The 21,833-nt window shown below is 73.0% G+C and carries 15 protein-coding genes; 7 read left to right on the top strand and 8 right to left on the bottom strand.

Annotation, left to right across the window (positions count from 1 at the left end):
* The 3 genes from A3IG_RS30680 (at position 1) to A3IG_RS0120705 (ending at position 4,391) form a co-directional block, all read left to right on the top strand.
* Positions 1 to 1,407 (top strand): beta-ketoacyl-[acyl-carrier-protein] synthase family protein, encoded by a 1,407-nt coding sequence (locus tag A3IG_RS30680; RefSeq protein ID WP_051087571.1) that lies wholly within the window; start codon positions 1 to 3, stop codon positions 1,405 to 1,407.
* Complete coding sequence (locus A3IG_RS0120710) at positions 1,404 to 2,687, top strand: beta-ketoacyl synthase N-terminal-like domain-containing protein (protein ID WP_018385510.1); 1,284 nt, start codon at positions 1,404 to 1,406, stop codon at positions 2,685 to 2,687. The genes A3IG_RS30680 and A3IG_RS0120710 overlap by 4 nt, the downstream gene beginning before the upstream one ends.
* A gap of 126 nt (positions 2,688 to 2,813) precedes the next feature.
* Positions 2,814 to 4,391 carry a benzoate-CoA ligase family protein gene (locus A3IG_RS0120705; RefSeq protein WP_018385509.1) on the top strand — a complete coding sequence of 526 codons (1,578 nt, stop codon included), beginning with the start codon at positions 2,814 to 2,816 and terminating at the stop codon, positions 4,389 to 4,391.
* 209 nt (positions 4,392 to 4,600) lie between these two features.
* Here A3IG_RS0120705 and A3IG_RS0120700 read toward each other — a convergent pair whose 3' ends face one another.
* The 3 genes from A3IG_RS0120700 to A3IG_RS0120690 all read right to left on the bottom strand — a co-directional run bounded on the left by A3IG_RS0120700 (position 4,601) and on the right by A3IG_RS0120690 (position 8,045).
* Entirely contained in the window at positions 4,601 to 5,500 is a 900-nt protein-coding gene (locus A3IG_RS0120700) for an NAD-dependent epimerase/dehydratase family protein (protein ID WP_078500755.1), read from the bottom strand.
* Between the two features lie 15 nt (positions 5,501 to 5,515).
* Entirely contained in the window at positions 5,516 to 6,715 is a 1,200-nt protein-coding gene (locus A3IG_RS0120695; RefSeq protein WP_018385507.1) for an FAD-dependent oxidoreductase, read from the bottom strand.
* Between the two features lie 322 nt (positions 6,716 to 7,037).
* Positions 7,038 to 8,045: an SAM-dependent methyltransferase gene (locus tag A3IG_RS0120690; protein WP_018385506.1), complete on the bottom strand. Its 1,008-nt coding sequence runs from the start codon at positions 8,043 to 8,045 to the stop codon at positions 7,038 to 7,040.
* 155 nt (positions 8,046 to 8,200) lie between these two features.
* On the opposite strand from A3IG_RS0120690, the gene A3IG_RS0120685 reads away from it, so the two are divergent.
* On the top strand, positions 8,201 to 9,985 hold the full coding sequence (locus A3IG_RS0120685) for a hydroxysqualene dehydroxylase (RefSeq protein WP_026220487.1): 1,785 nt from the start codon (positions 8,201 to 8,203) through the stop codon (positions 9,983 to 9,985).
* Positions 9,986 to 10,067: 82 nt separating this feature from the next.
* Here A3IG_RS0120685 and A3IG_RS0120680 read toward each other — a convergent pair whose 3' ends face one another.
* The 5 genes from A3IG_RS0120680 to A3IG_RS0120660 form a co-directional block, all read right to left on the bottom strand.
* Positions 10,068 to 11,471 carry a cytochrome P450 gene (locus A3IG_RS0120680; protein WP_018385504.1) on the bottom strand — a complete coding sequence of 468 codons (1,404 nt, stop codon included), beginning with the start codon at positions 11,469 to 11,471 and terminating at the stop codon, positions 10,068 to 10,070.
* 31 nt (positions 11,472 to 11,502) lie between these two features.
* Complete coding sequence (locus tag A3IG_RS0120675; protein WP_018385503.1) at positions 11,503 to 12,873, bottom strand: cytochrome P450; 1,371 nt, start codon at positions 12,871 to 12,873, stop codon at positions 11,503 to 11,505.
* Positions 12,874 to 12,972: 99 nt separating this feature from the next.
* Entirely contained in the window at positions 12,973 to 15,525 is a 2,553-nt protein-coding gene (locus A3IG_RS0120670; RefSeq protein WP_018385502.1) for an ABC transporter permease, read from the bottom strand.
* The gene (locus A3IG_RS0120665) at positions 15,522 to 16,289 is read right to left on the bottom strand and encodes an ABC transporter ATP-binding protein (RefSeq protein ID WP_018385501.1); all 768 of its coding nucleotides are present in this window, start codon (positions 16,287 to 16,289) and stop codon (positions 15,522 to 15,524) included. The genes A3IG_RS0120670 and A3IG_RS0120665 overlap by 4 nt, the downstream gene beginning before the upstream one ends.
* 243 nt (positions 16,290 to 16,532) lie before the next feature.
* Positions 16,533 to 17,522, bottom strand: coding sequence for an acetylxylan esterase (locus A3IG_RS0120660; protein WP_018385500.1), 990 nt, complete (start codon positions 17,520 to 17,522; stop codon positions 16,533 to 16,535).
* Between the two features lie 484 nt (positions 17,523 to 18,006).
* On the opposite strand from A3IG_RS0120660, the gene A3IG_RS0120655 reads away from it, so the two are divergent.
* The 3 genes from A3IG_RS0120655 to A3IG_RS0120645 are packed head-to-tail and all read left to right on the top strand — an operon-like array spanning position 18,007 to position 21,782.
* Positions 18,007 to 18,987, top strand: a complete 981-nt coding sequence (locus A3IG_RS0120655) for an NAD-dependent epimerase/dehydratase family protein (protein WP_018385499.1) — start codon at positions 18,007 to 18,009, stop codon at positions 18,985 to 18,987.
* A 54-nt stretch (positions 18,988 to 19,041) separates the two neighbouring features.
* Entirely contained in the window at positions 19,042 to 20,721 is a 1,680-nt protein-coding gene (locus tag A3IG_RS0120650) for a carbamoyltransferase family protein (RefSeq protein WP_018385498.1), read from the top strand.
* Positions 20,718 to 21,782 carry a glycosyltransferase family 2 protein gene (locus A3IG_RS0120645; protein ID WP_018385497.1) on the top strand — a complete coding sequence of 355 codons (1,065 nt, stop codon included), beginning with the start codon at positions 20,718 to 20,720 and terminating at the stop codon, positions 21,780 to 21,782. Before A3IG_RS0120650 ends, A3IG_RS0120645 begins: the two co-directional genes overlap by 4 nt.
* Positions 21,783 to 21,833: the final 51 nt, after the last annotated feature.

Here is a 21,833-nt window from a genome sequence, read left to right as displayed (position 1 = left end):
GTGCCAGGCCTGATCGAGCAGCCCCTCGGCCAGCGGGTTGGTGCCCCGTCCGCCGCCCCGGGCCGTCGACGTGTGGTGGTCACCGGCCTCGGGGTGGTCACCCCGATCGGTTCCGGGGCCGAGGAGTTCTTCTCCGCGGCCGTCGCCGGCACGGTGGGCACCGACCGGATCACCCTGTTCGACACCGCCGACTGCCTGACCCACCAGGGCGGGGAGGTGCGGGACTGGCCGCGACCGCCGCACCAGGACGCGTACGGGCAGCTCAGCCGCAGCGAGTCGTTCGCGCTCTCCGCGGTGCGGATGGCCCTGCTCGACGCCGGGCTCCTCACCGAGGGCGACCTCGCCCGGGGGCCGGGCCCGGCCGACGTCGGTCCACGGCTCGGCGGGGCGTACCGGCCGGAGCGTGTCGGGGTGGCCCTCGGGATCGTCATCGGCAACCGCCCGGGACTTGAGGCGTCCCTGCGGGACCTGCACCGGGGGCGGGTGCCCACGGCCCCGATCACCGCGCACGACCCGGCCCGGGTCGCCGGGCTGCCCGCCCGGGCGTTCGGGTTGTGGGGCCCGAACATGGTCTTCCCCACCGCCTGCGCCGCGGGCAACACCGCCATCGCCCAGGCCGCCGACGCCATCGCCCAGGGCCGTGCCGACGCCATGGTCGCCGGGGGCACCGACGAGCTGTCGGAGGCGATGTTCCTGATGTTCAACAGCTTCCGGGCGCTCGCTCCGGAGGCCGTGCAGCCCTTCGACCGGCACCGGCGGGGGCTGATGCTGGGCGAGGGCGCCGGGGCGCTGCTGCTGGAGTCCGAGGAGCGCGCGCTGGCCCGGGGGGCCCGGGTGTACGCGGTGGTCGCCGGGCACGGCGGCTACTCCGACGCCCACCACATGACGGCCCCGCACCCCGCGGGTCTCGGCGCCGCCCGGTCCATGCGCGCCGCGCTGGACATGGCCGGCCTGGAGCCCGGGGAGGTCTCCTTCGTCAGCGCCCACGGCACCGGGACGCCGGCGAACGACGACGCCGAGGCGGTGGCGCTGCGCGAGGTCTTCGGGGACCTGCCGGTCCCGGTGACCGCGTGCAAGTCCCTGCTGGGGCACGCCCAGGGCGCCGCGGGCGCGATCGCCGCCGTGGCCTGCGCGTTGGCCATCCGGGACGCCGTGGTTCCGCCCATCGGGAACACCCTGGAGCCGGAGTACGACCTGGACCTGGTGCTCAAGGAGGCACGACGGATGCCGGTGCGGGTCGCGCTCAACAACGCGTTCGGCTTCGGCGGCAACAACTGCTGCGTGGTGTTCACCGCGCCCGACGCGCGGACCCCGACCCCGGCCCCGGCCGGGAACGACCGCACGGGCGGCACGGGAGCCACGGGCGCCACGGGAAGGCCGGGACGGTCGAACGAGGGAGAACGATGAGCCGGGTACTGGTCACCGGGATCGGCGCCGTCACCTCCGCCGGTACCGGCCGTGAGGCGCTGTGGAACGCGCTGTGCGACGGCGGTGCCCCCGCGACCTCCTCGACGCCCGTGGCGCCGCCAGGACTGCCCGCCGCCGACCCGGTCCTCCTCGCCCCGATGGCCACCCCGCCCGCCCAGGAGTACCTGGGCCGGCGCGGTATCCGCGTGCTCAGCCCGGAGAGCAAGGCGTTCGCCATCGCCGCGGTCGCCGCGTGCCGGGACGCCGGACTGCCGACCCGCTGGGAGTGCGAGCCCACGGTCGGGGTCGCCGCGGGCACCACCACCGCCGGACTCGCCGACTACGTCGAGCTCCTCGCCACCCGCCTGGACCTGGGAGTGGAACGCGTCAACCCCGCGCAGGGACCCCAGACCGGCCTGAACGCCCCCGCCGCCACCGCGTCGATCTTCACCGGGGCCGGCGGCCCCAACCTGACCCTGTCCACCGGCCGGGCCGCCTCCGCCGACGCGCTGGCCGCCTCCGCGCGCGCCGTGCACGCCGGCGAGGCCACGGTGATGCTCGCCGGCGGCGTGCAGACCCTGACGTACCCCGAGGTGTACGCCCGGCGCGGCGTCGACCCGCGGTTCGGCACCGTGGACCGGGCCAGGCCCCTCGACCGGGAACGGGCCGGCGCGGTGCCGGGCGAGGCCGCCGTGGTGCTGGCCCTGGAGTCCGCCGACGCGGCGGCGCGCCGTCGCGCGGTCGTGCTGGCGGAGGTGGTCGGCACCGGGGCGGCCATGGGCCCGGCCACCGGCGCGGGCTCGGTCAGCGCCGCCCGCCGTGCCGTGGACCAGGCCCTGGCCGCCGCCGGCGCCACACCTGACGAGGTGGACGCGGTGTTCGTGTCCGCCTGCGGCGACCCCGGCCTTGACGCCACCGAGGCGACAGTGGTGGGCCAACTCTGGGGCGACCGGGTGCCGGTCTGCGCGGTGCAGGGCAGGCTCGGGGACTGCGCCGGCGCCGCCGGGGCAGTCCAGGCCGCCGCGGCCGTGCTCGCCCTGCACGCCCAGCGGCTCCCCGGCACCGCGGGGCACCACGAACCCGACCCCGCCCTCCCGGCGCTCCGGCTCCCCACCGCGCCACGGGACGAGGCGCTGAGGCAGGTGCTGGTGTTGTGCACCGATCCGCACGGGCACGCCTCGGCGCTGCTGCTCGCCGCGCCGGCGAGCGGGGGCCCGGCCCCTGACCCGGCCGGGCCGCGGCGCACGGCCGCCGCCGGGGACCCACCCGCGAGCGCCTGACCGGCACCGGCGGGTCCCCGGTCGGAGCCGTTCCCCACCGTCCGTCGGCCCTCCGACCCGCGCGACCAGACCCGTTCCGAACCCCACACACCCAGCTCTGCAGCTCTCCCGAACAGGCGGACACCGATGAGCACCGGCAACAGCGTCCATCGCTTTCTCGACACCCACCTGGAGCAGGGCCGCGGCGACGCCGTGTGCGCCCGGACCGCGGACCGTACCGTCACCTACCGGCAGATGCACGAGATGGCCTGCCGGGCGGCCAACGCGTTCGCCGCCGCTGGGGTCGGATACGAGACCCGGGTGGCACTGGTCCTACCGGACAGCCCGGAGTACCTCGCCTGCGTGCTGGGTCTCCTGCGGATCGGCGCGGTGCCCGTGCCGCTCGCCACCCAGCTCACCGGGCAGGACTACGCCAGGGTGTTCGCTGACTGCCGCCCCCACCTGGCCGTCGCGGGGCCGGCCCAGCTCCCCACCGTTGTCTCCGCGGTGCGACCGGAGACCGTCCCCGGGGCGGGTCCCTGGCCCGGCGCGGTGTGGACGGTGGGCGCCGGGGCCGGCGCGTCGGAACACCCCCGGCTCGAGGAGCTGATGGCCCAGGCGCCGCCACACTGCCCGATCCGCCCCACCAGCCTGGACGACACCGCGGTCATCCAGTACACGTCCGGCAGCACCGGGACCCCCAGGGGCGTGGTGCACCTGCACCGGGGGCTGCTCGCGGTGCTCCGGGGCATGCCCCAGGAGCTCGGGCTGACCCCCGACGACGTCTGCTTCTCCGCGGCGAAGCTGTCGTTCGGCTACGGGTTCGGCAACTCGTTCCTGTTCCCGTTCGCGACCGGTGCCGGGGTGCTGCTGATGCCGGAGACCACCGACGCGGCCCGGGTGCTGCACCTGGTGCGGCAGCAGCGCCCGACGGTGTTGTGCGCCGTGCCCGCGCTGTACTCGGCGATGCTCGCGGTGGCCGAGCGCGACCCCTCGCTCGACCTGTCCGGGGTCCGGGTCTGTGTCTCCGCGGGCGAGCCACTGCCGGTCAGCCTCGCCGACCGGTGGCGGGACCGCTTCGGGATGGAGATCGTCAACGGGCTCGGCTCCACCGAGTGCCTGCACATCTTCATCGTGACCCGTCCGGGCACGACCCCGCCCGGCAGCTCGGGGACGCTGGTGGACGGGTACGAGGCGGTGGTCCGCGACGACGACGGGCGGGACCTCGGCCCGGACCAGATCGGGCACCTGTGGGTCAGGGGCGAGGCGAACGCCGCCCGCTACTGGAATCAGCACCCGAAGACCCAGGCCACCATGGTGGGGGGCTGGACCCGCACCGGGGACCAGGTCCGCAGGGACGCCGACGGGGTCTACCACTTCGTGGCCCGCTCCGACGACCTGCTCAAGGTGGGCGGTCACAAGGTGGCACCCGCGGAGATCGAGGAGTGCCTGCTGCGCCACCCCGAGGTGCACGAGTGCGCGGTGGTCGGGCTGTCCGGGCAGCACGCCACCACGGAGCTGACGGCGTTCGTGCGGCTGCGCCAGGAGCCCGACGACCCGGCCGCGGCCCGGCGCCGGCTGCGTGCCCACGTCCGGGAGAACCTCGCGGCCTACAAGCGGCCCCGCACCATCGAGATCGTGGAAGACCTCCCGAGGACCCCCACCGGCAAGATCGCCCGTCATGTGCTCCGCCAGGAGCGGCCGTTCGCCGGCGCCGGACGGTAGGGACGGCCCCCATGCCTGGCCCCCGGCCCCCGCGCCCCGCGCCCCGGGAGCCGGGAGCCGGGCATGGAGGCCGGGGCGCTCCCCTGCCCGTGGGAACGGGTGGCCACGGGTTCGCAACGACGACAACGAGGCGCCGCCACCGGTCGAACCGGTGACGGCGCCTCGGCGTGTTGCCGGGTGACGACGACGGGGCGGACCCCGCCGGGCCGTCAGCGCACCAGGTAGCTCCGCAACCCCGCTTCGAACGGGGTGAGCTGGATGTCGAACGACTTCTGGAGCGTCTCGATGTCCGCGACGAAGTCCTCGAGCATGAAGTCCAGCGCGTTCCTGGTGATCAGCGGGCCGGGGAGCGGCTCGAGCAGCCTGGCGCCCGACCTGGCGAAGCCCGGGGCGACGTTGACCACCCGACGCGGCTTGCCGGCGAGCCGCAGCGCGAACTCCATCATGTGCCGCATGGACATCCGGTCCGGGCCGCCGATCTCGAACACGCCCTGCGGGGAGTCCGGGTCCATGGCCTGGCTGACCACGGCGCCGATGTCGTCCACGTGCACCGGCTGGTGCGTCTGGTCGCCGTTGGCGGGCAGCGGCAGCACCGGCAGGAACCGGGCGGCCCTGACGATGCGGTTGATCCCGTTGTCCCGGGGGCCGTAGACGAACGCCGGGCGCAGCACCATCGCCTCGAGACCGGACTCGGTGACCGCCCGCTCGCCGCGGAGCAGGGCCTGGTAGTACGGCTTGGTCGGGGTGTCGGTGACCCCCACGCCGGAGATGAACACGTACCGGCGGACCCCGGCGGCCTTGGCCGCCCGGATCAGCCGCTCGGTGCCGATCCCGTCGTACTCCATGAAGGTGTGGTGGAGCTGGGGCCGCTCGAACGGGTAGTTGGGGAAGTTGGCGGACTGCACCACCACGTCGGCACCCTCGACCGCGGGCCCCAGGGTCGTGGGGTCCAACATGTCACCCCACCGGTAGCCGGCGTGCTGGGCTGCCAGTCTGGCGTTGTGGGTGACCACGGTCACCTGCCAGCCGTCGGCCCGCAGGGCCTCCACGATGGCGCCGCCGATGAAGCCTCGACCGCCGACCACGGCGGCCATTCCTCGCTTGGGCATAACTCACCTAAGGGACTACAGCAGCAGCATGCGCAGCCGCGTGGACAGTTCGGGGACGGACGGCGAGGCGAGCTCCCGGTAGAAGGTCTCCACCAGCTCCATGTTCCGGGACAGCCGGCGCACACTGACGTTCCTGGCCGCCTGGATACCCGGCAGCCTGCTGCTCAGCAGCCGTGCCCACTGGTTGGAGGTGCGCTGGGCGTAGGCCACCCTGGCACGCCGGCGGTGCTGGAAGGCGCCGAGCCTGGCCGCGCTGGTGTCCTTGGCGCCCAGGGCGTCCCGCACCACTTCGACCAGGATGGGCACGTCCTCCAGGGTCATCGACCCCCCGAGTCCGAAGTGCGGCAGCATCCCGTGCGCGGCGTCCCCCATCAGGACCGCGCCGTCCGCCGCCCACTCGGGGACCGTGATCGTCCAGGGGCGCAGCACCGCGACGCGTTCCACGTGCTCGAAGGCAGCCGCCGGCTTCGGGTCCAGCGTGGCGTAGTGGCGCAGCGTCCGCTGCGGGTCGGTGGCCTCGGACTCGTGCGCCACCGTGTAGAGCCAGCTGTGGTCCTCGCCGAGACTGACGCAGCCGCCCGACCCGGTGGCCGACAACGCCTGCCGGGACTCGCGCAGCGGCACCGCCCCACCGACGCCGGTCACGATGACCTGCCCGGCGGGCTGCCAGCGGGAGGACTTCAGGCCCACCTCGTCGCGGAGCCGCGAGTTGGCGCCGTCGGCACCCACGAGCAGCCGCGTGCGGATCTCCTCGGGCTCCCCGGCGCGGGTGGCCCGCACCGTCCAGCCTCCCTGGTCCCGGCGCACCGCCCACTCCTCGACGGCATCCAGGATGCGCACCCCGCTGCGCAGGGCGGCGTCGCGCAGAATGCCCTCGAGCGCGGAGGGGAGAATTCCCAGGAAGGGCCCGACGCCGAGGTCCGGGAGATTCACGCTCAGCCAGGTCTGGTCATCCTTCTTGCGGCCGGCGACGAACCACGTGAGGGATTCCAGTTCGGCGCCGGCTTTCAACGCGTCGTCGAGAACGCCGAGCCATCCGAGGGAACGCGTCCCGGGTGGCCAGAGAAGGAATCCGAAGACATCGGCTGCGGATTTCCGGCGTGATTCCAGAATTACGGTGCTGATACCGGCGTTCGCCAACGCGATACCGGTGGACAGTCCGGCAAGACCGCCGCCCACGATGGTGACGTCCGGCTCCTCCGCCGCGGTCACCATGCCGTATTCCGGTCGTACGTATTCCGGTCGTACACAAAAGCCCCCGCTTCTTCGCCCGGGCGGACGGAAGCAACCATGTCACCACGCCGCCGTGGACGCAAGTCCAACTCTCCTTGTTCTGCTGCTGTTTGTCCCGTTGACCGAGGGTGCTATGGCAATGCGCCAACTCTCGGAATGGAGTGTTCCGGATTCCTGTACCGGATCTTTGCCGCCGCCGAACACCGCCGCGAACCGAGCGCCGCCGCGAACCGAACACCGCCGCGAACCGAGCACCGCGGCCCGCCGTGCGGGGACCGCGGTGCGGGCTCGACGTCGCCGGGAGTCAGCTCGCCCTGATGCCCAGCAGGGACTCGCGGGCCACCAGCCGGTCCACCGTGACGTTCCGGAAGCCGGCGGCGCGCAGCTCGGGCGCCAGCTCCTCGGGGCTGACCAGGGCGTAGCAGCCCTGGGTGCAGGCCAGCACCAGGTCGAGGTTGAGGGCGGTGGGGCTGGTCCCGTGGAACATGGAGACCAGGGTCAGCGTGCCGCCCTCCTTGACCAGCGACCGCAACGTCTCGAACAGCGCGGGCCGCTGCTCCGGGGCGAAGTAGTAGATGTTGTTCATCAGCAGCACCACGTCGTACGGCCCGTCGGCCTCCGAGGCGCCCTTGCGGATGTCCCCCTGGGTGACGTGGAACCGGTCCCCGATGCCCCAGTCCGTGAGGTTCTTGGTGGTCAGCTCCACCGAGGCCGGCTGCATGTCGATGCCCTGGCCGGTGGCACCGGCGTTCTGCGAGGCGGCGCGCAGGTACACCCCCGAGCCGCAGCCGATGTCCAGCACCCGGGGGGTGGGCCCGGCGCCGGTGACCACGTCGGTCACGTAGGAGGAGATGACCGGCTCGGCGATCCGCGAGGACTCGGCGACCACCGCCGCGGTCGCCGACAGGTAGTCGCCGAGCGGGCCGCCGCGGAGCTGTTCTGCCAGCTCCCGGTAGACCGAGCCGTGGTACTCGATCTGCTCGTCGAGCAGGGCCCGCAGGACGTTCCCGTTCGGCCCCACCAGGGCCTTCGCGCGACGGCCCTTCAGGCGGTAGGTGCCGGCGTCGTCGGCGAGCTCGCCCAGGGAGACGCCGAGCTTGAGGAAGAGGCCGAACTGCTGGCTGCGGGTGATGCCGAGCTTGGACGCCAGGGCCTCCTGACCGGAAGGGCTCTTCAACTCGGCCAGCACGCCGAGATGGGCCGCGGCGTGGAGGAAGTGGATTCGCGTGACCGTCTGGGAATCCCGCAGGAACAGAAGGTGCGCGGTGGCGTCGGGTTGTCCGAAGGCCGCTTTCAGAGTTCTGCGCCACATGCTTGCCGGCACCGCGTGGTCTCCTAGCTGCTGATGTCATAACAGTAAGAGGCAAGGATAGGCGTACAGCTTGACGCGGACCAGATGCCGGGTAGCGTCTTTTCGGTACCCGCCAAGATCAACGTTAAGCCCGACGGGGGCGAGGAAGGCGTGCGATGACAAATCAACCTTCACGGGGCGAAGCAACGCGAAGGCGCTTTATTGCCGGGGCTGCTGGGGCCATTGGCGCCGGCGCCGTGACGTTCTCCGGGGTGAATACCCAACGGGCCAGAGCGGCAACCGGCAACGGTCGCCGCGTCGCGGTGCTCGGAGCCGGAGTCGCCGGATTGACCGCGGCTCAAGAGCTAATCGAGCGCGGCTTTAGTGTGGATGTGTACGAGCGCAAGGAGCTCGGCGGCAAGTCCCGTTCCATTCCTGTTCCCAACTCGGGTTCCGGGGGGCGCGCCGACCTTCCCGGCGAGCACGGGTTCCGCTACGTCCCCGGCTTCTACCACCACCTGCCGGAGACGATGGCCCGCATACCGGTGGGCGACGGCTCGGAGACCGTCCACGACCACCTGGTGCCGCTGGACGGGGTGCTCTACTCCAGGGCCGGCCACCGCGAGGACCTGTCGTTCAAGTCCAACTACAGCGAACCGGTCACCCTCGAGGAGTTCCAGCGGTTCCTCACCGCGCTCTTCCAGCAGTTCGAGGCGCTCCCCGGGGACGAGCTGACGTTCTTCGTCCGGCAGTTGGCGATCTTCGCCACGAGCTGCGACGCCCGCCGCTTCGGGCAGTGGGAGTACACGTCGTGGCGGAAGTTCATCCGTGCCGACCAGATGAGCGACGAGTACAACAAGATCCTCTCCGACGGGATGACCACCCACCTGGTGGCCTCCCGCCCGGACATCGCCTCCGCCCGGGCCACCGGCGTCCTGAGCGAGCTGTACTTCTACTCGCTCGCCGGCCGCGGCAGCACCGGCTACATGGGCCGCTCCCTGGACGGGCCGAGCAACGAGGCGTGGATCAACCCGTGGGTGAGCTACCTGCGCCGCCGCGGGGTCAACTTCCACGTGGGCTGGACCGTGCAGGACCTGACGCTGCGCAACGGGCGCATCGCCGCCGCCCAGGTCCTCGACCCGCAACAGCAGGCGCAGCAGGTGGAGGCCGACTGGTTCGTCTGCGCGCTGCCGGTCGAGCGGGCCCGCAAGCTGTGGAACACCGACATCCGCAACGCCGCGCCCGCGCTGGCCAAGATGGACGGCCTGCGCACCGAGTGGATGAACGGCATCCAGTTCTACCTGGACCGGCCGACGCCGATCATCCGGGGCTTCGTGGACTACCTGGACTCGCCGTGGGCCCTGGTGTCCATCAGCCAGGCCCAGACCTGGGACCGCGACATGTCCGCGACCTACGGCGACGGCACCGTCCAGGACGTGCTCTCGGTCAACATCGCCAACTTCGACAAGCCGGGCATCCTGTACGGCAAGCCGGCCAGGGAGTGCAGCCCGTCGGAGATCGCGGAGGAGACCCTGGCCCAGATGCGGGCCGCGTTGGAGGACACCGGCCGGACCGTGCTGCCCGAGTCGTCGATCAGGTCCTATCACCTCGACCCCGCGATCACCTACCCGAACGGGGGCACCACGGCCGCCAACGACGAGTCGCTGATCGTCAGCAACGTCGGCTCGTGGGACCTGCGCCCCACGCACAACACGGCCATCCCCAACCTCTTCCTCGCCTCGGACTACGTCCGGGACAACCTGAGCTGCGCCACGATGGAGGGCGCCAACGAGACGGCCAAGCGCGCCGTCAACTCGCTGCTGGAGGCGGCCGGTTCTGACGCCGACGCGTGCCACGTCCAGCCGGCGTACGAGATGCCGGAGTTCCGGCTGCTGAAGAAGGCCGACGAGTGGCGCTACAAGCTGGGCCTGCCGCACGTCCTGGACGTGCCCTGGCTCTGACGGGACCCGCCTGACGGTGCCGATCGGCCGGCCGGGGGTCCGCACGGGCAGCGCGCCCCGCGGACCCCCGGCCGGACCCGGACTACTGCGCTCCCTGGCGGTGCCGCAGCACCATGCGCAGCCCGCCCAACGGGCGCAGGGTCACGGTGGGCTGGAGCCTGGGCACCCCGCCCGCGGCCATGTCCAGCCGGAACCGCTGGGCGATCATGGCCACCGTCAGCGCGGTCTCGATCAACGCGAACACGTTGCCCACACAGCCCCGCCGGCCGCCGCCGAACGGGATGAACGCGTGCCGGTGGCGGCCCGCCCCGCGACCGGGCAGGAACCGCTCCGGGGAGAAGCCCTCCGGGTTGTCCCAGGCGCTGGGGTGGCGGTGCACCAGGTAAGGGGGGACCGCGACGGTGCTGCCCGCGGGTATCCGCACCCCGTCGATCTCGTCGTCGTTGAGGGCGTCCCGCTCCAGCGTCCAGAACGGCGGGTAGAGCCGCATGGACTCGCTGATCACGGCCTTGGTCCACACCAGCTTGTCCAGGTCGTCCGGCTCCGGGACGCGCCCGGCCAGGACCGAGTCCACCTCCTCCTCCAGCCGCTCCCGGGCCGCCGGGTTGGCGGACAGCAGGTACAACGTCCAGGTCAGGGCGGTGGCGCTGGTCTCGTGCCCGGCCATCAGGAACGTCATGATCTCGTCCCGCAACTGCTGGTCGCTGATGCCGGAGCCGTCCTCGTACCTGGCCTCGAGCAGCGCGTCCAACAGGTCCCGCGGCCCGTCCTGGCGCGGGTTCGCCCGCCGCTGGGCCACCACCTGCTCCACCACCTCGTTCACGGCCCGCACCGCGGCGGCCCACGCCCGGTACCCGGGGGTGGTGCGCAGACCCAGCATCGGGGAGCTGAGCAGCAGCGGGTTACGCATCGCGGTCACGGCGAAGTCCTGCATCCGGGTGACCGACGGGGAGACCCGGGCTCCCGGCCCGCTCAGGTCAGAGCCGAAGAGCGTCTCGCCCACGATGTTCAACGTCAGCAGGCTCATCGCCTCCGACACGTCGACCACCGCGCCCGGCCGCAGCCGCTCCCACTGCTCCAGGGTGCGCCGCACGTTGCTGACCATCACCGGCTGGAACGCGGCCACCCGCCGGTAGGAGAACAGCGGCTGGATCAGCCGGCGCTGCCGCTCCCACAACTCCCCGTCACTGGTGACCAGTCCCTCGCCGAGGAACACCTTCAACGGACGGTAGGTGGCCGCCTTGACGTAGTTGTCCTGCCTGGCCACGAAGACGTGCTCGGCGTGCGCGGGATGGCACAGCAGGTACAGCTCGTGGCCCCGGGGCAGGGGCACCCGCACCAGGTCCCCGTACCGCCGGTACAGGTCGATGCCCACGGCCAGGGGGTCGCGCCCCAGGGCGGCCAGGACCCGCAGGCTCTCGACCCTTCCCGGACCGGGGGCGACCCGGCCCGGCGAGGTGTGGACGGGCGCGGTACCACCCGGCATTGCTTCCTCCCTCATTCCGCTGCGCACGGGGTCACCGGGACCTGCGGTGCAGCAACATCGCCATCTCGTGCTTGGGCCGCAGGGTCACCGTGACCTTGGGCTCCGGGTCGAAGCCGGGCAGCAGGTCCAGCCGGTACCGCTGGGTGATCATGGCGAGCGCCAGGGTCACCTCCATCAGTGCGAAGACGTTCCCGATGCAGCCGCGCCTGCCGCCCCCGAACGGGATGAAGGCGTACTTGGGCCGGCCCGTGGAGCGGGGAGGCAGGAACCTCTCGGGGTCGAACGCCTCCGGGTTCTCCCAGACCCCGGGGTGACGGTGCACCAGGTAGGGCGGGACCACCACGGTGCTGCCCGGACGCACCCGCACCCCGCCGACCTCGTCCTCCTCCACCGCGTCCCGCTCCACCGTCCACACCGGCGGGTAGAGGCGCATCGACTCGCTCAGGACCGCCTTGGTCCACACCAGCTTGTCCAGGTCCTCCGGCTCCGGGGTGCGTCCGGCGAGCACCGTGTCCACCTCGTCCTCCAGCCGCTCGCGGGCGTGCGGGGAGGTGGACAGCAGGTAGAAGGTCCACGCCAGGCAGTTGGCACTGGTCTCGTGCCCGGCCATGAAGAAGGTGATGATCTCGTCGCGCAACTGCTTGTCGTCGATCGCCGAGCCGTCGTCATAGCGGGCGGCCAACAGCGCGTCCAGCAGGTCCCGGGGCGCCCCGTCGTCCGCGGGGCGGGCCCTGCGTTCGGCGATGACCCGGCTCACCACCTCGTCGATGGTGGCGATGGCCCGGTCCCACGACCGGAACCCGGGGCTGGTGTACCTGGCCATGGTGGTGGACACCCAGGTGAACGGGTTCCGGATGACCTTGGTCACCGCGTCCTGGAGGGTCTCCACCGCGTGGAAGATCCGGTCCCGGTCCCCGCTGAGGTCGGCCCCGAACAAGGTGGCGCCGACGATGTCCAGGGTGAGCCCGCTCATCTCCACGGCCGCGTCCACCACCCGGCCGGACTCCGGCGTCCTGTCCCAGTCGTCCAGCATCCGCCGCACCGCCGTGACCATCAGCGGTTCCAGCGCGGCCACCCGCCGGTAGGAGAACAGCGGCTGGATCAGCCGGCGCTGGCGCTCCCACAACTCGCCGTCGCTGGTGATCAGACCGAGGCCGATCCACTCCTGGAGCGGCCGGTAGGTGAACGCCTTGCCGTAGCGGGACTGCCGCGCCACGAGGATGTGCTCCACGTGCTCGGGCCTGGTGAACAGGTGGAAGCTCCGCCCGGGAGCGATCGGCGCCTCCACGACGTCCCCGTAACGGCTGACGGTCTGGTACAGCGACCGCAGCGGGTCGGTGACGGCCAGCCGGAGCAGGCCGGGTATCTGGTGCGGGCCGGGCCCGGGTGCGTCACGTCCCATCGTCGGCGTTCCCCCTTGGTGTGTGTCGTTCGATGCCGTTCTTGGACCGAGAACCTGTGGACCGGGAGTCGGCTGGACCGCCGGGCCCCCGGCGGCGGCTCACTCGTAGCCGATGGCCTGGATGACGTCGAGACGGCCCGCCCTGCGGGCGGGTGGCCACGCCCCGGCCATGGCGACGAGGATCGCCCCCACCGCGAGGGCGAGCGCGGCCGGGGTCACCCGGAACGGGATGTCCAGGGCGAGCACCTCGGACATCACCTCGGTGGACAGGTACTGCAGGGCGGTGCCGACGACGATCCCGGCGCCACCGCCCACCAGGCTCACGGCCGCCGCCTCCGCGAGGATCATCCGCCGAATGTAGCGCCTGCCACAGCCGAGCGCCCGCAGGATGCCCAACTCCCTGCGCCGCTCCACCACCGACAGCATCAGCGTGTTCAGCAGGGCGAGCGCCGCCACTGCCGCGATGACCCACTGCAGGACCAGCGCGAGCGCCCCCATCTGCCGCACCGCGGACTTGGTGGCGTCCACCGACTCGTGGCCGGTCAGCACGTTCACCCGGTAGGGCTGCTCCCGCACCAGGTGCTCGATGCCCTCCCGGGCGGACGCCACGTTCGCCCCGTGCGCGACCTCCACCTCGTAGTAGGAGGCGCCGTCCGGGCCGAACCACTCGGTGAGGCGGTGCAGGGAGATGGCGACGAGACCGGCGTCCACGCTCACGTAGTCCACCACGTCGGCCACCCGCACGCGCTGCTCACCCCGCGCGGTGGGCAGGGTCAGCACGTCGCCCTTCGCCAGCCCGTGCTCCTTGGCGAACGTGCGGGACACCACGGCCCCGCTCCCCGCCAGCAGCGCCCGCTGCGCCTCCGGGTCGGCGAGCTGGTACGCCGTGGAGTTGCTCGGACCGCTGATGCCCTGGAGCAGGGCCCGCCCCTCGTCGAGGTTGAGGTAGGTGAACTGACCCGCGGTGACCCGGTTCACCCCGTGGATCGCGGCCAGTTGGCGGCCGAACGTCGCCGGCAGCAGCGGCCGCACCGGCAGCACGTCGGCGGGGGAGCGCTGGACCACGAACTCCGTCTGGCTCAACGTGGAGACGTTCGCCGACGCCGCGTCCACGGCGTTCTGCGAGGCGCCGGTGGTGGCCGCGCCGATCGCGACCGCGAGGCACACCGTCATCCCCGTGGCCCAGACCCTGCGGGGTGCCCGGTCCACCGAGGACGCGGCGAGCTGCCCCACCGCGCCGAACCGGGCCGCCGTCCGCGACGTCGCCCGGCACAGCGGTTCGACCAGGGCGTAGCCCAGGACGATGACGGCGAGCAGGAACAGCGCGCCGCTGCCGTACGCCCGGGCGTCGTCGAAGGCCGCGGCCACCACCATGGCCGCGACGAACAGGAGCAACGCCCCCACCAGTGCCCAGGTGCGCCCGGCGGTGCGGCCCTCGGCCAGGTCCATGGGGTCCGCGGGACGCATCGCCTCCACCGGGCGCACCCGGGAGACCCTTCGGGCGGCGAGCCAGGACGCCAGCACCCCGGCGCCCAGGCAGGCCACCACCGCGGCCGGCACCGCACTGCCCGGCATGGCCAACTCGATCGACGCGTTCACCGAGTCGGTGATCGCCGGCGGCAGCGAACCCACCGCCGCGTCCGCCACCGCGTACCCCAGGACACTGCCCAGCGCCGCCCCCAGCAGGGCCAACACCACGGCCTCGGCGAGGAAGTCACGCATGATCGGCCGCTGGCGGGCGCCGAGGGCGCGCAGACTGGCCATCTCGCCCCGGCGTTCCACCGCCGCCATGTTCATGGTGTTGAAGATCAGGAAGCCGGCCACCGCCAGTGCCATCATGGCCACGAGCAGGGTGATGTTGCGGACCATGGCGGTGGCGTCGTCCGCCTGGTCGGCCCGGAAGGCGGGATCGGCCACGAACGCCTGGGGCCCCAGCTCCTGGGTCAGCCGTCGGCGCAGGTCCGCGGTGTCCGTCCCGGGGTCGGCGAGCACGAGCACCGACTCGAGTCGCGCGCCGAGCCCGCTGAGGTCCTGGGCCAGTCGCAGCGGCGCGACGACGTAGGCCCCGTCGTTGACCCGGCCGGCGGACCCGCCGGTCACCGTGCCGCCGACCGGAACCGTGCTGTGCTCACCGGTCATGGACTCGATGTCGATGACCTCCCTGCCCGCCACACGGTCAGCGAGCGCGGGGCCGAGGAGCACCGAGCCGTTGGCGGCGGCCTGGTCGGGAGTCCGGTCCGCGGCGGGCCGGGAGGTGTCGCGGACCACGGCGGACAGGTCGCTCCCGAGTTCCAGGGCGCTGGCGTCGGTGCCGAACAGCAGCACCCGTTCGCCCTCGACGTCCACCGGGGAGCGCACCAGCGGCACCGCGACCCGGACCCCCTCGGTCCGGGATATCTCCCGCAACGCCGACGGGTCGAGCCCGGCGTCGGTCCGCCCGGTGACCTCCAGGTCGGCGTCGCCGGCCACCCGCTCGGAGAGCCGCTGGACGGACCCGCCCACCGAACCGTAGATGCCGATCACGGCCACGATCAGCGTGGCGGAGACGGTGACCACGCTCAGGCACAGCACCGTCCTGGCGGGGTGGGCCCGCAGGTAGCGCAGGTTGAACAGCCGGAGCCGGGACAGCGCGGCCCAGAACCGCCCCGTCACCGCGGTGCCCCCCCGCCCGGCGTGCCGCTCCCGGCCCCCGGAGCCGTGCCCTTGCCCACGACCGCCGCCACCACGTCGTCCGGGGGGCCGTCCGCGGCGACCTGACCGTCCACCAGTAACACCGCCCGGTCGCTGCGCAGCGCGGCCTCCATGCTGTGGGTGACCATCACCACCGAACGCCCCGCCTCGTCATGGGCGATCCCGGCCAACAGGTCGAGCAGTTCCTTGCCGGTCCTGGAGTCCAGGTTGCCGGTGGGTTCGTCGGCGAGGATGACGACCGGGTCCATGATCAGGGCCCGGGCGACGGCCACCCGCTGCATCTGCCCGCCGGACATCTCGTTGGGGCGGTGGTCCGCGCGCTCACCGAGGCCCACCCGCTGGAGCAGGTCCATCGCCTCGTCCCGCACGTCGGCCAGGCGGGTTCCGTCGAGGAGCCGGGGCACGGCGACGTTCTCCCAGGCCGTCAGCGAGGGCAGCAGGTTGAAGAACTGGAAGATGAAGCCCACCCGTCGGCGACGCAGGTCCGCCAGCCGGTCGTCGTTGAGCCCGCCCAGGTCGGTGCCGTCGAGCAGCACCCGGCCGCTGGACGGGGAGTCCAGGGCGCCCATCAGGTGCAGCATGGTGCTCTTGCCGGAGCCGCTGGGCCCGAGGACGGAGACGAGTTGACCGCCCGACAGGGACAGGGACACTCCGTTGAGGGCACGGACGGACTGCTGTCCGCGTCGATACTCCCGGACGACGTTGTCGAGCTCGAGTCGTGCCACGTACCGGTGCTCCTCTCATCGAGGTCCGAACGTCTCCGCTGGAGCGGCGTCCGCTGTCGGACCGTCACCGGAGTCGCCCACGGTCGTGGCGCGGGGCCACGGCTGCCGCAAGCTTAGTCAGATGATGTGAGAACAATGTCACGGGTCGTCAGCTCACTGGTGACGGGGGCGCCGAGGGATCGACACCCGTCGCCCGGGAGCCCTTCCGGGTCGACGGGCCGGTGGCCGTGGTGGGGCGGTGGCTCAGGCGGTGCTCGCCGCGCGGCCCCGCAGCCGCTGGGGGAGCCAGTGGAGCAGGGTGTCCTGGAGGAAGGGGCCACCGCCCTCGTGCCCGTTGAACGAGAAGACCTCGATCTGCTTGTCGTCGCCGGCGTAGGCGTTGTACGCGGAGAAGACCGTGGAGGGCGGGCAGACCATGTCCTCCAGGGCCGTGGAGAACAGCGCGGGGGCCCGACCCCGGGAGGCGAAGTTGACCCCGTCGAAGTAGGACAGGGTGCGGAACACCTGTTCCTCGTGGCGTCGGTGCGCCTTGAGGTAGCGGGCGATCTCGGCGTACGGCTCCCTGCCGGTCAGGGTGGCGCTCCGCCGGAAGTGGCACAGGAACGGCACGTCGGGGGCTATCGCCACCAGGTCGGGCACCAGGCCGCCCACGGCCAGGGTGATCCCGCCGCCCTGGCTGGACCCGATCGCGGCGACCCGCGAGGGGTCCACCAGGGGGTGGGAGCGCGCCGTCTCCACCGCCCGGACCGCGTCGGTGAACACGCGGCGGTAGTAGTAGTCGTGGGGGTCGAGGATGCCGCGGGTCATCGACCCGGGTGACGCGGGGGCGCTGCCGACCGGGTCCTCGGTGTCACCCGTGCCCCACCCGGAGCCCTGGCCCCGGGTGTCCATCACCAGGTGGGCGAAGCCGGCCGTGGCCCACAGCAGGTGGGTGTGCGGCAGGTTGCGGCCACCGCCGTAGCCGACGAACTCCACCACCGCGGGAAGCGGCCCGGTGGCGTTGGCCGGCAGGGTGAGCCAGCCCTTGATCCGGTGTCCGCCGAAGCCGGAGAAGGTGACGTCGTGGACCCTGACCCCGGTCAGCGGGAGGTCCACCGGCTCGAAGGCCGGGGCGAGGTCGTGACGGCGCGCCTCGTCGAGGGTCCCGGCCCAGAACTCATCGAAGTCGTCCGGCTGGGCGACCTCGGGTCGGTACTCGCGCAACTGGTCCAGGGGCAGGTCGAAGTGCGGCATGGGTGGTTCTCCTGGGCGGGGCGGACCTGACCCGGCGGCGGGCGGCCCCGGACGACCACGGCCGGGCCGCCGTCGCGGGCGATGGCGGCAGAAACGGAAACGCGAACGAGAAACGGACAGGCGCAGGAACCCTAGGCGGGTACTCCGGCCTCGTCAAGCAAGGAAATGAAAGGTTTCATCTCCTTCCTCGACGCTCTGCTCTCGGTCAGATCTCTGACTGTCCAGCCGTTACGTCCGTTTGTTCGGGTGGGTAATGGATCGATTCACCGCATGGGTCGTGAAGGGCTGCGTCGGTGGGGTGGTGGGTGGTGCGGGTGCCCCCCTGTCGCCGGTTGGCGGTACTCGGCGCGTGGGATCGAAGAACCGGACATAAAGTGCAAAGCGAGCGTATTTTCGTACCGGCCAGCGGGTCGGCCCGCGGTTCCACGCAGGCGCCGGGCCACCCGACCCCACCCGCGTGTGCCGCCGGACGTCAGGAGAAGCCATGCCCACAACACCCCCGCGCTGGCGGCGCGCGGTCGTCACCGGAGGGGCCGGCTTCGTCGGTTCCCACCTGTGCACCGCCCTGGTGGAAGGCGGCACCGCGGTGGTGTGCGTCGACGACCTGTGCACCGGTTCCCCGGCCAACGTCGCCCACCTGGTCGGACGCGACGACTTCACCCTGGTGCGGGCCGACGTCACCGAGCCGTTCGCGGTGGAACAACCGGTGGACCTGGTCCTGCACTTCGCGTCCCCGGCCTCGCCCGCCGACTACCTGCGGCTGCCGCTGCACACCCTGGAGACCGGCAGCCTCGGCACCCGCAACGCGCTCGCCGTGGCCCGCGAGCACGGCGCGAGGTTCGTCCTCGCCTCCACCTCCGAGGTCTACGGGGACCCGCGCCAGCACCCGCAGAACGAGCGCTACTGGGGGCACGTCAACCCGGTCGGCCCGCGCAGCGTCTACGACGAGGCCAAGCGCTACGCCGAGGCGCTGACCACGGCGGAGGCCACCACCCGCGGGGTGAACGCCGGGATCGTCCGCCTGTTCAACACCTACGGTCCGCGGATGCGGGCGAGGGACGGGCGGGCGGTGCCCACGTTCATCCGCCAGGCCCTGGCCGGCGAGCCGCTGACGGTCACCGGTGACGGACGGCAGACCCGGTCCCTGACCTACGTGGACGACACCGTGGCGGGCGTGCTCGCGCTCGCCGCCGCGGACCTCACCGGGCCGGTGAACATCGGGAACCCCGGCGAGCTGAGCATCCAGGAACTGGCCCGGCTCGTGCTGGAGCTGACGGGCTCCCGCGCGGGCATCCGGTTCGTGGAGCGACCGACCGACGACCCCAGCGTGCGCTGTCCCGACATCGACCTGGCCAGGGACAAGTTGCAGTGGGAGCCGCGGGTCCCGGCACGGGACGGACTGGCCCGCACCATCGCGTGGTTCCGTGACCACCCCGAGGACGATCCGCGGGACCCCCCTCGCTGACGAACCGCCCCTCCTCCTTCCGTCACCGAGTCCCGCCGCCGAAAGGGCCAACCCATGCGCATCCTGGGCGTCAACGCCCTCTTCCACGACTCCGCAGCCGCCCTCGTCATCGACGGCCGGATCGTCGCCGCCGCGGAAGAGGAGCGATTCTCCCGCCGCAAGCACGGCAAGCGACCGGTGCCGTTCTCCGCCTGGGAACTGCCCGAGCGCGCCGCCGGCTGGTGCCTGGCGCAGGCCGGACTGCGCCCCCAGGACCTGGACCTGGTCGGTTACTCCTTCGACCCGGCGCTGGCCCGCCCCGCCCCGGAACTCGGGCTGTCCGACCCCTGGGACCACCTGCGGCTGTGCTACGCCCGGGAGGCGCCGGGCTTCCTCGCCGAGGCGCTGCCCGGCCTCGACCCCGAGCTGGTGCGGTTCGTGCCGCACCACCTCGCCCACGCCGCGTCCGCGGCCTACGCGGCCGACGGCCCCGCCGACGCGGACTCCTGCGCGGTGCTGGTGCTGGACGGCCGCGGAGAGGCCACCTCCCACCTCGCCGCCCGCCGGACCGGCTCCCGACTGGAGTCGCTGCACGGCCAGCGCCTGCCCCACTCGCTCGGCCTGCTCTACGAGGAACTCACCGACCACCTCGGCTTCCTGCGGTCCAGTGACGAGTACAAGGTCATGGCGCTCGCCTCCCACGGCCGCCCCAGGATGCTCCAGGCCCTGCGTCGCCAGGTGCACCCCACCGGGGACGGCGGGTTCCGGACCACCGGGGTGACCTGGGAGGAGTTCGCACCGCGGCGCCGCCCCGAGCAGACCTGGACGCAGGTCCACGCCGACCTCGCCGCCTCGGCCCAGGCCGTCCTCGAGGAAGTGCTGCTCGACCTGGTCCGCTGGCTGCACGGCCGCACCCACGACCGGCTCCTGACCATGGCCGGCGGAGTGGCGCTCAACTGCGTGGCCAACTCCCGGATCGCCCGCGACGGCCCCTTCGACCGCGTCTGGGTGCAGCCCGCCGCCGGCGACGCCGGGACCGCACTGGGGGCCGCGCTGCACCTGAGCGCGGAGCACGACGTCGTTCCGGCGCCGATGACCGGGGCTGACCTGGGCCGGGGCTGGTCCGACGCCGAGCTCGAGGCGTGGCTGAAGACCGCGGGCGTCCCCTACCAGCGACCGGAGGACCTGGCCGACGAGGTCGCGCGGACCCTCGCCGACAACGGCATCGTGGCCTGGTTCCAGGGCCGCGCCGAGTACGGGCCCCGGGCCCTGGGACACCGCTCCCTGCTGGCGCACCCCGGGCACTGCGGCAACCTGGAGCGGCTCAACGACGTCAAGGGGCGCGAGCAGTTCCGCCCGGTGGCCCCCATGGTGCTCGCCGACCGGGCGGCCGACATCTTCGAAGGCCCGCTCCCCAGCCCCTACATGCTCTTCGTGCACCGGGTCTCCGAACGCTGGCGGGACCGCATCCCCGCGGTCGTGCACGTGGACGGCACCGCCAGGATCCAGACGGTGGACCCGGCGACCTCCCCGCTGCTCGGCCGGATGCTGGAGCGGTTCGAAGGGCTCACCGGCCTCCCGGTGGTGGTCAACACCAGTCTGAACACGGCGGGTCGGCCGATGGTGGACGATCCCCGGGACGCCCTGGAGTGCTTCGGCTCGTCCCCCGTGGACCTGCTCGCCATCGGGTCCTTCGTGGTCCGGCGCGGCCAGTTGTTCGCGCACCACGGCAGCACCGGGGAGGCCCAGCCGTGACCGCCTACGCAGTGGTGATCCCGACGGTGGGCCGACCCAGCCTGACGGCCTGCCTGCACGCCCTCGCGAACGGTGACGGCCCGCTGCCCAACCGGGTCGTGGTGGTGGACGACCGCCCGCTCACCGACTGCCACCCGCTGCTCCTCGCGGTCCCCGAGGCGCTCGAGGACCGGCTGGAGGTGGTGGCCGGCTGCGGCAACGGTCCCGCCGCCGCCCGCAACACCGGCTGGCGGGCGACCACCCAGCCCTGGGTGGTCTTCCTGGACGACGACACGGTGCCGGGCCCGCTGTGGGCCCGTCAGCTCGCGGTGGACCTGGCCCGCGCCGAGCCCCGCACCGCGGGGGTGCAGGGGCGCATCCTGGTGCCCCTGCCCAAGGACCGTCGCCCCACGGACGTGGAACGCGGCACCGCGGGCCTGGCCACCGCCCGGTGGATCACGGCGGACATGGCGTACCGGCGCCGCGCCCTCGAGGAGGTGGGCGGTTTCGACGAGCGGTTCCGCAGGGCGTTCCGCGAGGACGCGGACCTGGCGCTGCGGGTCGAGGACGCCGGCTGGGAACTCGTCAGGGGCACCCGGGTGACCACCCATCCCGTGCGGCCCGCCGACCGCTGGGCGTCCGTGCGCGCCCAGGCGGGCAACGGCGACGACGTGCTGATGACCAGGCTGCACGGCCGCGGTTGGTGGGCCAGGGCCGAGGCGCCGCGGGGACGGCTCCCCGCCCACCTGGCCATCGGTGCCGCGGCGGGCGCGACGCTGGTCTGCGCGGCGCTCCGACGCCCGCGGGCCGCGGTGGCCTGCGCCGGTCTGTGGCTCGCCGGTACCACGGAACTCGCCGTGGCGCGGGTGCTTCCGGGGCCGCGGACCAGGGCGGAGGTCGGGACCATGGCGCTGACCAGCCTGGTGATCCCCGTGGCGGCGTGCCGGCACTGGTTGGCCGGCGTGGTGCGGCACCGGCGGGCCCGCGCCTGGCGCGAGGTGGGTTGTGGTCCGCGACGCGGCCGGGTCCGCGCCGAGCGCCCCGCCCCGGTCGAACGTCCGGTGGTGAGCGGTGTGCCCTGACCGGCGGCCGGCGTCCGGCCGGACCCCCGCCGTCCCCGCCCCAGCCCCGGT

Source organism: Wenjunlia vitaminophila DSM 41686 (genome assembly GCF_000380165.1).
GTDB lineage: Bacteria > Actinomycetota > Actinomycetes > Streptomycetales > Streptomycetaceae > Wenjunlia > Wenjunlia vitaminophila.
This window is presented reverse-complemented; position numbering and strand designations above follow the sequence as displayed.

Excerpts from the sequence above, each read along its gene's own strand:
- A3IG_RS0120650 (WP_018385498.1), top strand. The coding sequence starts at position 19,042 with ATGCGCATCCTGGGCGTCAACGCCCTCTTCCACGACTCCGCAGCCGCC.
- A3IG_RS0120680 (WP_018385504.1), bottom strand. The coding sequence starts at position 11,471 with ATGCCGGGTGGTACCGCGCCCGTCCACACCTCGCCGGGCCGGGTCGCC.
- A3IG_RS0120705 (WP_018385509.1), top strand. The coding sequence starts at position 2,814 with ATGAGCACCGGCAACAGCGTCCATCGCTTTCTCGACACCCACCTGGAG.
- A3IG_RS0120700 (WP_078500755.1), bottom strand. The coding sequence starts at position 5,500 with ATGCCCAAGCGAGGAATGGCCGCCGTGGTCGGCGGTCGAGGCTTCATC.
- A3IG_RS0120655 (WP_018385499.1), top strand. The coding sequence starts at position 18,007 with ATGCCCACAACACCCCCGCGCTGGCGGCGCGCGGTCGTCACCGGAGGG.
- A3IG_RS0120710 (WP_018385510.1), top strand. The coding sequence starts at position 1,404 with ATGAGCCGGGTACTGGTCACCGGGATCGGCGCCGTCACCTCCGCCGGT.
- A3IG_RS0120675 (WP_018385503.1), bottom strand. The coding sequence starts at position 12,873 with ATGGGACGTGACGCACCCGGGCCCGGCCCGCACCAGATACCCGGCCTG.
- A3IG_RS0120685 (WP_026220487.1), top strand. The coding sequence starts at position 8,201 with ATGACAAATCAACCTTCACGGGGCGAAGCAACGCGAAGGCGCTTTATT.
- A3IG_RS0120695 (WP_018385507.1), bottom strand. The coding sequence starts at position 6,715 with ATGGTGACCGCGGCGGAGGAGCCGGACGTCACCATCGTGGGCGGCGGT.
- A3IG_RS0120660 (WP_018385500.1), bottom strand. The coding sequence starts at position 17,522 with ATGCCGCACTTCGACCTGCCCCTGGACCAGTTGCGCGAGTACCGACCC.
- A3IG_RS0120690 (WP_018385506.1), bottom strand. The coding sequence starts at position 8,045 with ATGTGGCGCAGAACTCTGAAAGCGGCCTTCGGACAACCCGACGCCACC.